This is a genomic window from Actinoplanes sp. 13 (assembly GCF_056134165.1).
In genome coordinates this window covers 18580-32937 of sequence record NZ_JBVYOQ010000001.1, presented here as the reverse complement: position 1 = coordinate 32937, position 14358 = coordinate 18580, and the positions used below count along the sequence as shown (strand labels likewise).

Genomic DNA, 14358 nt, shown 5'->3' with positions numbered 1-14358 from the left:
GTTAACAAGATCTACCTAATCAGCTGACGATTTTTCGGTAAATCGTCAGGTACTCGTCGACCATCCGGTCGGCCGAGAACCGCTGCCGGGCACGCGCGGAGCAGGCGACCCGGTCGATCTCCCCGATCCGCTCGACCGCGGCGACCGCCTGGTCGACCGTGTCGACCAGGCGGCCGGTCACCCCCTCGTCGACCACCTCGGGCATCGACCCTCTGCGGTACGCGACCACCGGCGTGCCGCAGGCCATCGACTCGACCACGGAGAGCCCGAACGGCTCGGCGAACCGGATCGGGTGCAGCAGCGCGGCGCCGGATCCGAGAATGGTTCCGCGCTCGTCCGGCCCGATCGAACCGAGATAGACCACCCGGTCGCCGTCGACGTGCGGTTCCACGCGTTCGGCGAAGAACTCACGATCTTGCACGATTCCGCACATCACCAGACGCCGGCCGGCCCGGCGGGCGATTTCGATGGCGATGTCGGTCCCTTTGTCGGGGTGGATCCGCCCGAAGAGGATCAGGTCGTCGCCGCCGTCCGGATGCACCGGGAGCCCGGACAGGTCGACGCCGTGGTGGACGGTGGCCAGATAGTCCAGGTCGGGGGAGCGGTCGCTGTCCGAGATCGAGACGAAGTGCGACCGGGCCCGGCGGTACGCGGGGAGGATGTTCTGCCCCGAGAAGCCGTGCACGGTGGTGAGCATCGGCGCCCGGCAGTGCGCGGAGAAGGCGAGCGGAAGCCAGTCCAGGTGGTTGTGGATCAGGTCGAACTCGCCGGAGCGGGCCAGCGCGTGACTGACGTGGATGGCCTCCCAGACCCGGCCGTCGATCTCGTCGCTCTCCTCGTACCCGGTCGGCACGACGCCGTCGAGGGTGGCTCCGGTGACCGAGTCGAGGGTGGCGAAGAGCGTGACGTCGACGCCCCGTGCGGTCAGCCCCTCGGCCAGCAGGCTGGTGATCAACTCCCAGGGGCCGTAGTGCCGTGGCGGCGTACGCCAGGCGATCGGCCCCAACAGTGCGACCTTCATGACAAAAAAGAATTTCTGGTCATAACCACGTGGTCAGTATGCATGCCCGGTCCCGGCCCCGTTCTCGTGTTAGAGAAGACGAATGACGGATTCGTGGTGGAAGAAGGCGGTCGTCTACCAGATCTACCCGCGGAGCTTCGCGGACTCCGACGGCGACGGCATGGGCGACCTGCGCGGCATCATCGACCACCTCGACCACCTGGCCGAGCTCGGTGTGGACGTGTTGTGGCTGTCCCCCATCTACCCCTCGCCGCAGGACGACAACGGGTACGACATCAGCGACTACCAGGACATCGAGCCGGCCTTCGGTGACCTGGCGACGTTCGACGAGCTGTTGGCCGGCGTGCACGAGCGCGGCATGAAGCTGATCATGGATCTGGTGGTGAACCACAGCTCGGACGAGCACCCGTGGTTCCTGGAGAGCCGCTCGTCACCGGACAACCCGAAACGGGACTGGTACTGGTGGCGGCCGGCGCGGGCCGGGATCCAGGCGGGGACGCCGGGGGCCGAGCCGACCAACTGGGGCTCCGTGTTCGGCGGGCCGGCCTGGGAGTACGACGAGAAGACCGGCGAGTACTACCTGCACCTGTTCTCACCCAAGCAGCCGGACCTGAACTGGGAGAACCCTGAGGTCCGGCAGGCTGTCTACGCCATGATGCGCTGGTGGCTGGACCGCGGGGTGGACGGCTTCCGGATGGACGTCATCAACATGATCTCCAAGGCGGTCGGTCCGGACGGCTCCCTGCCGGACGGGCGGCTGAGCGCCGGCGCCGCGTACGCGGACGGCTCGGCCGGTTTCATCGGTGGTCCCCGCCTGCACGAGTTCCTCCAGGAGATGCACCGCGAGGTCTTCGCCGGCCGGGAGGGTCTGCTGACCGTCGGTGAGATGCCCGGTGTCACGGTGGCGGAGGCCCGGCTGCACACCGACCCGGACCGGCACGAGGTCGACATGGTCTTCCAGTTCGACCACGTCTGGGTGGACCGGGGACCCGACCCGTGGCTGCTGATGCCGCTCCAGCTCACCCAGCTCAAGGCGATCCTCGGGCGATGGCAGGCCGGGCTCGCCGACCTGGGCTGGAACAGCCTCTACTGGAACAACCACGACCAGCCGCGGGTCGTCTCCCGGTACGGCGACGACAGCCCCGCGTACCGGGTGGCGTCGGCGAAGATGCTCGGCACCGTGCTGCACCTGCACCGCGGCACGCCGTACGTCTATCAGGGCGAAGAGCTCGGGATGACGAACTACCCGTTCGGCGGGATCGAGGACTTCCGCGACATCGAGGCGCTCGGGCAGTACCGGCAGGCCCTCGAACTGGAGGGGCGCTCCGCCGAAGAGGTGCTGACCGTCCTGCGGGCCCGCGGCCGGGACAACGCGCGGACCCCGATGCAGTGGGACGGCTCGCCGCAGGCCGGTTTCACCACCGGCACGCCCTGGCTGGCCGTGAACCCGAACCATGCCGAGATCAACGCCGCGGCACAGCGGGCCGACCCCGAGTCGGTCTTCCACTACTACCGCAAGCTGATCGAGCTGCGGCACACCGAGCCGGCGGTGGCCGGCGGTGACTTCACCATGCTGCTGCCCGAGGACGAGCGGCTCTACGCCTTCACCCGGTGCCTCGGCGGCACCGAACTGCTGGTGATCGGCAACTTCACCGGGGAGACGGTACGGGCCGAGATCGAGGACGCGGGCGCCTGGTCGTCGGCCGAGTTGTTGCTGACCAACGTGGAACCGGCGCCGGTGGACCTCACTCTCGGCCCGTGGCAGGCCGTCGTCTACCGCCGGACGGTCACCGCGTGACGGTGGCTGTGAGCACCACGGCCACCGCGTGACGGTGACGGAGGAGCAGAACGGTCAGGCCGTGATGGTGTCCCAGGAGAACCCGAGCAGGGCGAAGGCCGCGCCCAGCAGGGCCAGGCTGATACCGCGGGTGCTGATCGGCAACGCCGCCAGGATCAGCAGGATGACCGCGATGATGTAGAAGAGGCCGGGAAGGGACATGAGAGCTCCTCGATGTGGGGAAGTGCTCGCGTGGTGATTCGCCGACGCTCGGCGCATCGGCGGATCACCACGCGAGATGGGGGCGGCGACGCCTTACCCCCGCATCGAGGAGCGCTAAACAACCGGGAGCACCAGAACCGACGTGTGCCGGACGGTGGTCTCGGTCGCGACCATCCGGGTGGCCGGGCCGGGCGGTTCGCCGGTGCCGTAATTGCGCAGGAACCTCGGGTGCGCCCCGCCCGCGACGAGCAGCCGGATCCGGTGCCCGGGCCGGAACCGGTGCGCGGTGGAGCCCATCGCCACGGCGACCCGGCTGTCGCCGGTGAACCGGGTGAGGCCGTCGCAGACATTGATCGACTTTCCGGACGGGTCGACGTCGCAGAGCCGGGCGAACAGGTCGCCGCTGACCGCGGTGGTGGTCGCGTCGAACTCGGCGTGCACCTCGCCGATCACCTCGACCGCCTCGTCCAGCACCGGTCCGGTGAAGACGGCCACGTCCGGGCGCTTCTCCAGCGGCGCGTTGTCGCGCGTGCCCTGGGTCGGTGACTGCAGAGCTCCGCCGATGCTCGGGGTCGGATCCTGTGGGTCGTACCGAAAAGTGGTCGAATTCGGTCCTGGGTCTGACTGCAACGTCTGCTCACCCAGGTGCAGGCGGAGCGCGGTCGCGGCCGGCGGCCAGTCGGGGAGATCGCGCCACTCGTCGGCGCCGCCGACGTGGATCCGCACCGGCTGCGCCGGCGTCTCGCCGCGCAGCGTGCGCATCGTCTGGCCGAAGACCTCCGCCCAGCCCTGCTCCAGGGCGCTGGTGTGGGTCCACGGGCCGATCAGCAGGTCGACCGGCAGCCCGGCGGCGCGGCGCCGCTGATAGACGTCGATCACCTGATCGGTGGAGAGGTCGTGCCAGCCGGCGCTCAGGCTCACCGGGATCTCCACCGCGGAGATCGCCGCGGTGCCGTCGGCGCCCGCCCACTTCTCGTCGGCGGCGTCCGGCGAGGACAGCCAGCGCTCGAACTCCGGGCGCCGGCCCTTGTAGAGCAGCTGATAGCTCTCGGACAACGGCACCTCGAAGAGGGTCCGCTTCAGGTGCCGCTGGAGCCGGGCGATGGCCTTGACGTTGGTCCAGAGCGTCTGCGCGGCACCGTCGAACAGGCCCATCCCGCCCACCAGGGCGCGTTCGAGGGCGAACGCGCCGCCCGACCAGAAGAACCGGTGCGGGTCGAAGTGCGCCAGCTGCACGATCGCGGCGCGCCACTCCGGTGGCGGGTTCTCCGCGAGCCTGGCCTGGGTGTACGCCGTGTAGCTGGCGCCGAGCGTGAACAGGTCGCCGGTGAACCACTCCTGCTTGCGGATCCACTCGACCGCGGCCAGGCCGTCGGCCGTCTCGTTGCCCCAGGAGTGGAACTCGCCGTCCGAGCCGCCGGTGCCGCGGGTGGTCTGCAACAGCACGTGGAACCCCTGCTCGGCGACGAGCAGGCCGTAGAGCCAGTTGAACGGGAAGCCGGCCCGGATGTACGGCGCCCGCAGCAGGACGGTCGGGCACGGCTCGGTGGTGATCGGCGCGTAGTGGTCGGTGAGCAGCTTCCCGGCCGGGCCGGGCACCGGCACGGCCGGCTCCCAGGCGACGTCGTAGCGTGCGGCGGGGCCCCTGCGGGCCCGGCGCTGCATCAATCGGAGGGGCAAGGGCAGTCTGCGCATGTCCGGCTCCCTTTTTCGTACGCTGTACCGAAAATAGTAACAGGAGATGTCACATGGCTCGAGGTCGTCCTCCGGCGTACACACGTGAGCAGGTCGTCGACGCCGCGATCCGGCTGGCCGACGCCGACGGGCTGGACGCCGTCACCATGCGGCGGGTGGCCGCGGAGATCGGCGCGGGCGCGATGTCGCTCTACACCTATGTGCCGGACCGGGAGCGCCTGATCGACCTGATGGTGGACGCGGTGGCCGGCGAGCCGGAGCTGCCCGCGCTCACCGGTGACTGGCGCGCCGACGTGTTCGCCCTGGTCTGCACCCAGCGCGACCTCATGCGCCGGCACCCGTGGCTGCCCGGCGCCCTGGCCGGGCGGGCGCTGACCGGCCGCAACCTGATCGGCTATCTGGAGCACGGGCTGGGCGCGCTGGAGCCGGCCGGACTGCCCGGGATGACCCGGATGACCTTGCTCGGCATGCTGACCGGCTTCGTCGCCACCTATGTCGCCGGCGAGCTGGCCGGGGACCCGACCGGGGCCGAGCAGGCCACGCAGCTGGGCGAGGTGATCACGAGCGGTGGGTTCCCCCGGCTGGCCGCGGTCTTCGCCGAGGGGGCGGGCGGCCCGGCGCCGGACTTCGCCCGGGTCGCGGACTGGGTGATCACCGGCCTGGTCCGGCAGGCGGCGGATTCGTTCCCCTGATCCCGGGGTACCCGAACCGCATGACCAGTCACGTGGTGCGTCCGGGCCGCTCCGTCAACCCGTGGCTGGCGCTGGCCGGGTTCGGCGCCGCGGCCGCGTTCGCCGCCCTGCTCGGCGGGCTCGGGGTGGCCGGCACCGCCTCGGAGTACCAGGCGCTGGAGCGTCCCGCCTGGGCGCCGCCGTCGTGGCTGTTCGGGCCGGTCTGGACGGTGCTCTACGTGATGATCGCGGTGAGCGGCTGGCTGGTCTGGCGGCGGGCCGGCTGGACGCCCGCGCTCAACTGGTACGCCGCGCAGCTGGCGCTGAACGCGATCTGGACGCCCATCTTCTTCGGATTCGGTCAGTACGGCCTCGCCCTGCTCGACATCGTGGTTCTCTGGGTCCTGATCGGGATCACCGTGTGGAAGTTCCGGCCGGTGTCCCGCCCGGCCGCGGCGCTGCTGCTGCCGTACTGGGTGTGGGTGAGTTACGCGACGGCGCTGAATGCGGCCATTTGGCTCGCGAACCAATAAATCAGAGGATTTTTCGCAAAACTCGCCACGGGTGGATCACGGTCCCGGCAAGGTGTCACATGGCCGCCGGTCCGCCCGAAATGACGCCTTCCGCCGGTGGCCGGGGAGTTCTCCATGCGCCGCAACCGGCTCGCCCTACCGCTCACCGCCACCCTGGCCCTGACCGGCCTCTACGCCGGACAAGCAGCCGGGGAACCGGCGCCGGCGGCGCTGCAGACGTTCCCGCTCGCATCGGCCGGCCCCCGGTCCGGCGACCTGCGCCTGATCGCGGAACAGAGCGGCGGCGTCCGCACGGCCGAACTGCCGCGCCGGGACACCGGGCCGTTCAGCCTGGTCGGCGTGACGTGGGCGGACCCGCGCGCGGAGGCCGAAGGGCCCATCGAGGTGCGCACCCGCTCGATCGGCACCGGGCGGTGGACGTCCTGGAAGCTGCTGGAGACCGACAACCCGGACGCCTCCGGCGGGGCCGGCGGCCCGCACGTGCGCGGGGCCAGCGACCCGCTCTGGGTCGGTCCGTCCGACGGGATCCAGGCCCGGATGGTCACCGCCGGGCGGCCGCTCCCGGCCGGACTGCGGGTCGATCTGGTCAACCCGGACGTCCGGGACGGCGGGGGCCGGCCGGAGATGGTGGCGGCCCGCCGGGACGTGACGGCGGAACCGAAGCGGGCGCCGGGGCTGCCGCCGCGCCCGGTGCCGAGGATGGTGACCCGGGCCGGCTGGGGCGCCAACGAGGCGATCGTGAAGGAACGTCCCGCATACACCGGCGGGATCCAGGTCGTGTTCGTGCACCACACCGCCACCGGCAACGACTACTCCTGCGCCCAGGCCGCCGGCGTGCTCCGCGGCATCCAGACCTACCAGGTGCGCAGCAAGGGCTGGAACGACGTCGGCTACAACTTCCTGGTCGACAAGTGCGGGCGGATCTACGAGGGACGCGCGGGCGGCGTGCACCGGTCGGTGCTCGGCGCGCACACGCTCGGGTTCAACGACAACGCCAGCGCCATCGCGGTGATCGGCAACTTCGGCGGCGTGCAGATCCCGGCGGCGGCCCGCGCCTCGGTGGCGCAGCTCGCTGCGTACAAGCTGGGCGCCTGGGGCAGCCCGCCGGCCGGCCGGGTGGTGCTGACCTCGGGCGGCAGCGACCGGTTCCCGGTCGGGCGCAAGGCGGTGCTGCACCGGATCGCCGGGCACCGGGACACCGGGAAGACCGAGTGCCCGGGCAACGCGCTCTACGCCCAGCTGCCGTCGATCCGCGCGCTGGCCGGCGCCGCGCCGGCCGGGCTGCGGTACGCGCGGCTCAACGGCGCGAGTGCGTACGCCGGGAGGTACCACAGCAAGGGACTGCTGCGGCCGCTCTGGAACCTCAGCACCGCCACCCGGATGCTGGACCGGTTCGAGGTCTGGCTGGACGGGCGGATGCTCACCGCCACCCCGGCCGGTCACCGCACCGCACGGATCCGGCTCACCCCGGGGACGCACACGGTCGCCGTCAAAGCCGTGCACCTGTCCGGGCGAACCACGGTGACCAGCGCACGAGTGGTCTCGGACGCGGTGCCGCCGGCATTCACCAGCGCACCCGCCGTGACGTTGCGGGCCGGGACGCTGAGCACCTCGGTGCCGGTACGCCTCGGCTGGGCGGCCACCGACCCCAACGGGCTGCGCTCGGTCCGCGTGACCGGCACGTCCCGGGCCGTGCTGGGCGGAACCGCCCGGGCCCTGAACGCGACCACCCGCGCCGGGGAGGCGGGCGCGTGGACCGTCACGGTGGCCGACCCGGCGGGGAACCTGCGGAACGCTTCGGTCACGCGTACCCCGGTGGTGTCGTCCGAAGCCGGCACCGCACGGACCGGAACGTGGCGCACCCTGCGCGACCCCGGCCACCTCGGCAGCGTCGCTGCCGCCACCTCGGCCGCCGGCCCGACCATGAGCTGGACCTTCACCGGCCGCTCGGCGGCCCTGGTGACCGGGCGGACCGCGTCGTCCGGCCGGGTCCGGATCTTCGTCGACGGGCAGGACGCGGGCATCGTGGATCTGCGCTCGGCGACCGCGAAATACCGTCAGGCGGTGTGGACCCGGTCCTGGGCCACCGGTGGCGAGCACACCGTCCGGGTGCAGGCGCTCGGCCCCGTCATCCTGGACGGGCTCGCCTACCTGCGCTGACGGTGGCCGCGCTCACCCGGCGACGAACGGGCTGGGCACCGGCGCCAGCGTGCGGCTGGTCGGCAGGGCCCCGCGCAGGCCCTGATACCACTGGTAGGCCATCTGCCGATAGCCGAGCACGTTCGGGTGCACGTTGTCGACGGTGTTCCGGGCCGGGATCCGCGACATGTCGACGAGCGTGACGTGGCCGGGATAGCGGGCCGCCAACCGGGTCACCGCGGCGTTGAACGAGCGGAACTCCTTCTCGTGCCGGCCCGGCACCACCAGCAGCTTCGCCAGGACGACCCGGACCGCCGGGTCGGCGGTGACGATCCGGTCCACCAGCTCCGCGAGACGCTGCGGCGCGCCGGCGGCCCGGTTGCGCAGCAGGTCGTTGGTGCCGATGTCGAGGAGGACGACCTGCGGCTGGAACCTCAGCATCCACTCGTCGACGTGCCGGGTGATCCAGTCGATCCGCCAGCCGGGGTGACCCTCGTGCGCGAGGTCGCCTCCGGTGCCGTTGCGCTGCGAGCCGACGAAGTCGGTGCGGACACCGGACTCGGTGAGCCAGGCGTAGAGGTCACGCCGGTAGCCGTTCTCGGACGGGTCGCCCTTGCCGAACGTGAGACTGTCACCGAGCGGCATGATCCGGATCGCGTTGTCCCTGGCCGGGCCGGGACCGGCCACCGCCTCGGCGCCCGAGGACAGGGCGATCGCGAGGGCCATCGCTGCGGCGGCGAGCATCGGGGCCGGGCCGTTTCCGGTGAAGTGCCTCATCAAGCGCATGCCCGGCGTTTCGTCGGCGGTCGCCGGGCACTGACCGATTGATCCACTTCCGCAACCGCCGGCTACTGAAATGTTCCCGTCACAGGGTCAGCACCACCTTCCCGCGGCCGTGGCGGGACTCCACGACGGCATGGGCGTCGGCGATCCGCTCCAGTCCGAAGACGCGGACCGGCAGCACGATCCGGCCCCGGGCGGCGAGGTCGACCACCGTGGCCAGGCGCTGCGGGGAACGGCCGGCGCGGACCACCCGGGCGTCGTGCTCGGCGGCGGCCACGTCGTCGACGATGGTGCCGACCCGGTCCGGCGCGATACCGACAGCGACGGACTGGCCGATCGCCTCCCCGCCGGCGGCGTCGAGAGCGACGGTCGGCTGCAGCCCGGTGGCGCGGACGGCTTCGATCAGATCCGGTCCGTACGACACGGGCACCGCGCCCAGAGTCCTGAGGTACTCATGGTTGGCCGGGCTCGCGGTACCGACGACCGTGGCACCGGTGATCCTGGCCAGCTGGGTGGCGATCGTGCCGACACTGCCGGCGGCGGCGTGGATCAGGACGACGTCGTCCCCGGTGACCTTCAGCTCCTGCAGGGCACCGCTCGCTGTCTGGGACGCCGCCACCAGGCCCGCGGCGGTCGGGAAGTCCAGCTCCGGCGGTTTACGGACGACGTTCTCCGCCTTGACGGTGACCAGGTCGGCCACCGCGTTCAGCATCGTCGAACCGAGGACCGGCGTGCCGGGCTCCAGATCGGCGACATCCGGGCCGGCCCGTTCCACGACGCCCGCGTACTCCTGGCCGACCTGCTGCGGAAAGGCCGCTCGGATCCAGGACATGGTGCCGGTGCGCACGGCGACGTCGAAGGGTTGCACCCCGGCCGCGCGCACCCGGACCAGGACCTCGCCCGGGCCGGGCACCGGATCAGGCAGCTCGGCGATGCGCAACACCTCGGGCGGACCGTACCTGTCGAAGACAGCAGCTCTCATGCGCACACCCTGCAAGCTGAACTCAAGTTGAGGTCAAGCGCTCTGCACCCGGCGTGCACGCGGAGCCGGGCAGGGTGTCCCGCATGACTGCTGACGTACTGGCCGAACGCCTGATCGGCGCCCTCACCGGCGCGGTGGAACTGCTCACCGTCGAGGTGGGCCGCCGGCTCGGGCTCTATGCCGCCCTGCGGAACGGCCCGCTCACCCCGGCCGAGCTTGCCAAGGCCGCCGAAATCGACGAACGATATGCCCAGGAGTGGCTGGAACAGCAGGCCGCGGCCGGGTTCCTGACCGCGTCCCCGCTCCCTTCGCCGCCGGTGTGGTCGTTCGCCCTGGCACCCGGTGTCGCGGAGGTGCTCCTCGACGAGGGCGGGCCGGCCTACGCCGGGGCGGCGACGGAGTTCGCCCTCGGCGCGGCGCTGCTCACCCCACGGGTGATCGACGCCTTCCGCACCGGCGAAGGCGTGCCCTACTCGGCGTACGGCCACGTGCGCCACGGGATCGCGGGCTTCAACCGGCCGATGTTCGACCACCTGCTGACGACGGCGTGGCTGCCCGCGGTGCCCGCCGTCGACGCCGCCCTGCGATCGCCGGCACGGGTGCTCGACCTGGGATGCGGAATGGGATATTCGTCGGTGGCCATGGCGCTCGCCTACCCGTCGATCACGGTGCGCGGGGTGGACCTCGACCCCGACTCGGTGGCCACGGCACGGGAGGTGGCGGCCTCGGCCGGAGTCGCCGACCGGGTGAGCTTCGTGGTGGCGGACGCGGCCGGCCGGCTCGACGGGACCTTCGACCTGGTCACGATCTTCGAGGCCCTGCACGACATGGGTGATCCGGTGGGAGTGCTGCGCAACGCCCGGTCGCTGCTCCGGGCCGGCGGAAGCGTCTTCGTCGCCGACGAGCGGGTCGCCGACACGTTCACCGCGCCCGCCGGTGAGGTGGAGCGCCTGCAGTACGCGTTCAGCGTCCTGCACTGCCTCCCCGCCACCCGGGCCGAGAACCCGGTGGTCGCCAACGGCACGGTTCTGCGTGCCCCGACGCTGCTCGGGTGGGCCCGTGCCGCCGGTTTCGGGCACCCGGAGGTGCTCGACATCGACAACGACTTCTGGCGCTTCTATCACCTCCACTGACCCGACGGACGACGGGATGGCGTCCCCCATCCCAGAGGCTTGAAGATTTCCCGCCGGAGGCACAAGCCCACCGCAGGCGACACGTCCGGACGCACTGGGAACCAACCGACGAGCACGCCGTGAGTGCAAGCTCGAAGGCGGTCCGAAGCGAAGGGACGGCCCTGGCAGCCGGCCAAGAACAGGGCTTCGGAGATCAAAAGAGTCGGGGATCCGTCGATGCGCCGATTTTTGTTGCGGTGGGGCGGGGGCGGGGGCCTACGGTCAGGTGGTGCTGGTCCGGGTATTGGGACCCCTCGAAGTCGAGGGCGACGACGGGCCGGTCACCCTGGCTGGAGCCGCGCAGCGCGTGGTGCTGGCACTGCTCGCGTTGCGGGCCGGCCAACCGGTCGGGGTGCCCGAGCTGATCGACGCCCTCTGGCCGGAGGATCCCCCGCCGTCGGCGCGCAACAGCCTGCAGTCGCATGTGGCCCGGTTGCGTGCCCGGCTCGGCGTGCCCGGAATCATCACGCTGGAGCCGGCCGGGTACCGGCTGGGCCTGCGTCGCGCCGATGTGGACGCGTTGCGCTTCGAGGACCTGGTTCGTGACCGGGCCGCGCCGGCCGAGGCGCTCGGACTGTGGCGCGGGCTGCCACTTCCCGAGTTCGCCGGTGAACCGTTCCGGGGCGTGGCGACCCGGTTGGTCAGCTTGCACCGGACGGTGCTGCTCCGCCACGCCGGCGAGGTGCCCGCTGCCGACGCGGCAGCCGAGTTGCATGTCGTCGTGGACGCCGATCCGTGCTGGGAGGAAGGTGCCCTGGCCCTGGCCGCCGCCCTCACCTCGGCCGGATGCCGCGGTGAAGCCCTCGAGGTGTTGCGCCGCCACTCCGATGCTGTCGTCGAGCGGCTGGGCCTGGACCCGTCCGACCGGGTCCGGCAGGCGCAGATCTCGCTGCTCCGCGGCACTCCGGCCACTCACGCCGGTACGTCGGTGAGGACCCTGCCGGGAAGGCATCGAGCGCCGGAACCGGCCGAACTGAGCGGTGTTGCGGGCACGAGCGAGAACGGCGCGGCGGCATCCAACGGGGCACGAGCTGACGGGGCGGCGCCCCACGGGGTGCGCGCTGACGGGGCCGCGGTCAACGGGGTGGTAGCTCAGCCCGAGGCGGCGGCAGCGGCTGGAGCGGGCAGCCGGAGCGGCCCGGGTGATCGGCGGATGAGCCCGGAACGGGCGGCACCGCCCGGACCCGGCAGCCAGGCCGCTTCGGAGCCACGGGACCCGGCATTGGGCGTACCCCTGCGTTTCTCGTCTTTTCTGGGTCGGGAGGCCGAGCAGCGGCAATTGGCCGGGATGCTCGCGGCGCCGGGCCTGGTGAGTGTGGTGGGGCCCGGCGGGGTGGGCAAGACGCGGCTGGTGGCGGAGACGGTGCGGGCGGCGTCCCGGGTGGCGTGGGTGGATGCGGCGGATGTGGGCGAACCGGACTTCCTCGCGGCGGTGGCGGTCGCGGTGGGCGCCCGGGTGGCGCCGCACGAGGAGCCGCTCCAGGTGATCGCCGCGGCTGCCGAGCGGTTCCCGGTGGTGGTGCTGGACAACTGTGAGCATGTGCTCGGCGCGGCGGCGGAGCTGGCCGGAGCTTTGCGGGCGGTGCGGGTGGTGGTGACCAGCCAGGAGAGCCTGCGGGTGGAGGGTGAGCGGGTTCTGCGGCTGGGGCCGTTGACTCCGGAGACGGCCCGGCGGCTGTTCTGTGAGCGGGCGCGGGTGCCGATGTCGCCGGCCGTGGGCGAGGTGGTGGAGCGGCTGGACCTGTTGCCGCTGGCAATCGAGTTGGCGGCCACGCAGGCGGCGGCGCTGGGGGTGGCGGAGCTGCACGCGCGGCTGGACGACCGGCTGGACCTGCTGAGCCGGGGGCGGCGGGGTGGCGATCCGCGGCATCAGACGTTGCGGGCCGTGGTGGGGTGGTCGTTCGGGCTGCTGGATCCGGCGTCGGAACGGCTGCTGCGGCGGCTGGCGGTGTTCGCCGGTGGGTTCACCGTCGCGGCGGCGGAGGCGGTGGCCGCGGACGAGAGGCTGCCGCGCGCCCGGGTGGCGGGACTGCTGGCCGGGCTGGTGGACCGGTCGCTGGTGGCCCGGCACGGGGCGGGGCGGTTCCGGCTGCTGGAGACGGTGCGGACCTATGCGGCGGAGGCGCCCGGGCAGGGCGGGCAGCCGGGTGGGGATCTCGTGGAGCGGGCCGCCGCCCGGGCCGGCGGGACCGGGACGGTGCCGGGGAAGCGGCCGAGGAGCCGCACCGGGCCGGCGGGGATGGCCGGGGAGGAGGTCGCGCCGCTGTCGCCGGCCGAGGATCGCGCCGGGACCGAGGAGCGGCACGCGGTGGTGATGGCCGGCCTGGCCGAGGACCTCGACCGGCGGATGCGGGCGCCGGACCAGGCCGGCGCGGTGCGCGAGATCGACGCGCTGCTGCCGGATCTGCGGCTGGCCTTCGCCCGCGGGCCGGCCGAGGTCCGGGTGCGGCTGGCCGCCGCGATGTACCGGTACGGCTACCGGTGCCAGCAGTACGAGGTGCTGGCCTGGGGGCTGGCCGCCGTGGACGGCCCCCGCCACCCGGACGCGCTCGCGGCGGCCGCCACCCACGCCTGGGGTCGTGGTGACCTCGACGAGGCGCGGCGGCTGGCGGGCCTGGCCGAGCCGCCGGGACCGCCGGCACACGAGGTGCTCGGGGACGTCGCCCTGGTCACCTGTGACGCTGCCACGGCGATCGCGCACTACCGGGCGATGACCGGCGAACCAGTTGTCCGGGTGTCCGGGCTGGCCGGGGAAGCACTGGTCCGGGCCTGGTCGGGGCAGGTGAGCCAGGCGGTCGAGCTGGCGGCGACGGCGGTGGAGATCGCGGACGTGACCGGCAATCCGAGCGCGCGGGCCGAGGCACGATACGCGCTCGGCGAGGCGCTGGGCGACGCCGACCCTCAGCGGGCGCTGGAGGTGCTCGACGAGGCGGCCACGCTCGCGGCGACGGTGGACGACCGGCTGTTCCAGGCGGCGGCGGGCACGGCCGCGGTGGCGGTGCGCAGCCGGCACGGCGACCCGGCGCCCGCACTCGCCGCGTTCCGGGAGGTGTTGCGGCTGTGGCGGCGGGCCGGCAACGACACCCTGCACGCGGCCGCGCTGCGCAACCTGGTCGTGCTGCTGGTGCGGGTCGGCGCGGACGAGACGGCGTTGCTGATCGACGCCGCGGCCCCGCCGGCCGAGGTCTATCCGGCGGAGGCCGCCCGGCTTGAGCGGGCGCGTGCGGCGGCCGCCGAGCGGCTGGGACCGGATCGGGTGGCGGCGCTGCGGCGTCGCGCCGCCCTGCTCGGGGCCGCGGGGATCGCCGGCGAGGCGGCGCGGGCGATCGACGCGGCGCTCGCGCGGCTGCCTGGTTGACAGCC

The 14358-nt window shown here is 72.6% G+C and carries 11 protein-coding genes; 6 read left to right on the top strand and 5 right to left on the bottom strand.

What is annotated here, in order from left to right; all coding sequences use genetic code 11:
- Positions 1–19 precede the first annotated feature (19 nt).
- The gene (locus AC0NH5_RS00165; protein WP_474398399.1) at positions 20–1021 is read right to left on the bottom strand and encodes a glycosyltransferase family 4 protein; all 1002 of its coding nucleotides are present in this window, start codon (positions 1019–1021) and stop codon (positions 20–22) included.
- An 82-nt stretch (positions 1022–1103) separates the two neighbouring features.
- Here AC0NH5_RS00165 and AC0NH5_RS00160 point away from each other — a divergent pair, with 82 nt between their 5' ends.
- Positions 1104–2819 carry a glycoside hydrolase family 13 protein gene (locus AC0NH5_RS00160; protein WP_474398396.1) on the top strand — a complete coding sequence of 572 codons (1716 nt, stop codon included), beginning with the start codon at positions 1104–1106 and terminating at the stop codon, positions 2817–2819.
- 54 nt (positions 2820–2873) lie between these two features.
- Here AC0NH5_RS00160 and AC0NH5_RS00155 read toward each other — a convergent pair whose 3' ends face one another.
- Positions 2874–3020, bottom strand: a complete 147-nt coding sequence (locus tag AC0NH5_RS00155; protein WP_474398393.1) for a hypothetical protein — start codon at positions 3018–3020, stop codon at positions 2874–2876.
- Between the two features lie 114 nt (positions 3021–3134).
- Positions 3135–4715, bottom strand: a complete 1581-nt coding sequence (locus AC0NH5_RS00150; protein WP_474398391.1) for a CocE/NonD family hydrolase — start codon at positions 4713–4715, stop codon at positions 3135–3137.
- 53 nt (positions 4716–4768) lie between these two features.
- Here AC0NH5_RS00150 and AC0NH5_RS00145 point away from each other — a divergent pair, with 53 nt between their 5' ends.
- The 3 genes from AC0NH5_RS00145 (at position 4769) to AC0NH5_RS00135 (ending at position 8079) form a co-directional block, all read left to right on the top strand.
- A complete protein-coding gene (locus tag AC0NH5_RS00145) occupies positions 4769–5407 on the top strand; it encodes a TetR/AcrR family transcriptional regulator (RefSeq protein ID WP_474398389.1) in 639 nt (212 codons plus the stop codon).
- A 20-nt stretch (positions 5408–5427) separates the two neighbouring features.
- Complete coding sequence (locus AC0NH5_RS00140) at positions 5428–5919, top strand: TspO/MBR family protein (RefSeq protein ID WP_474398387.1); 492 nt, start codon at positions 5428–5430, stop codon at positions 5917–5919.
- A 114-nt stretch (positions 5920–6033) separates the two neighbouring features.
- Positions 6034–8079 (top strand): peptidoglycan recognition protein family protein, encoded by a 2046-nt coding sequence (locus AC0NH5_RS00135; protein ID WP_474398386.1) that lies wholly within the window; start codon positions 6034–6036, stop codon positions 8077–8079.
- A 12-nt stretch (positions 8080–8091) separates the two neighbouring features.
- Here AC0NH5_RS00135 and AC0NH5_RS00130 read toward each other — a convergent pair whose 3' ends face one another.
- Together AC0NH5_RS00130 and AC0NH5_RS00125 are read right to left on the bottom strand one after the other, a co-directional pair.
- Complete coding sequence (locus tag AC0NH5_RS00130) at positions 8092–8844, bottom strand: SGNH/GDSL hydrolase family protein (RefSeq protein ID WP_474398383.1); 753 nt, start codon at positions 8842–8844, stop codon at positions 8092–8094.
- A gap of 79 nt (positions 8845–8923) precedes the next feature.
- Entirely contained in the window at positions 8924–9823 is a 900-nt protein-coding gene (locus AC0NH5_RS00125; RefSeq protein ID WP_474398381.1) for an NADP-dependent oxidoreductase, read from the bottom strand.
- Positions 9824–9906: 83 nt separating this feature from the next.
- On the opposite strand from AC0NH5_RS00125, the gene AC0NH5_RS00120 reads away from it, so the two are divergent.
- On the top strand, positions 9907–10956 hold the full coding sequence (locus AC0NH5_RS00120) for a class I SAM-dependent methyltransferase (protein WP_474398378.1): 1050 nt from the start codon (positions 9907–9909) through the stop codon (positions 10954–10956).
- Between the two features lie 268 nt (positions 10957–11224).
- On the top strand, positions 11225–14353 hold the full coding sequence (locus tag AC0NH5_RS00115) for an AfsR/SARP family transcriptional regulator (RefSeq protein ID WP_474398376.1): 3129 nt from the start codon (positions 11225–11227) through the stop codon (positions 14351–14353).
- Positions 14354–14358: the final 5 nt, after the last annotated feature.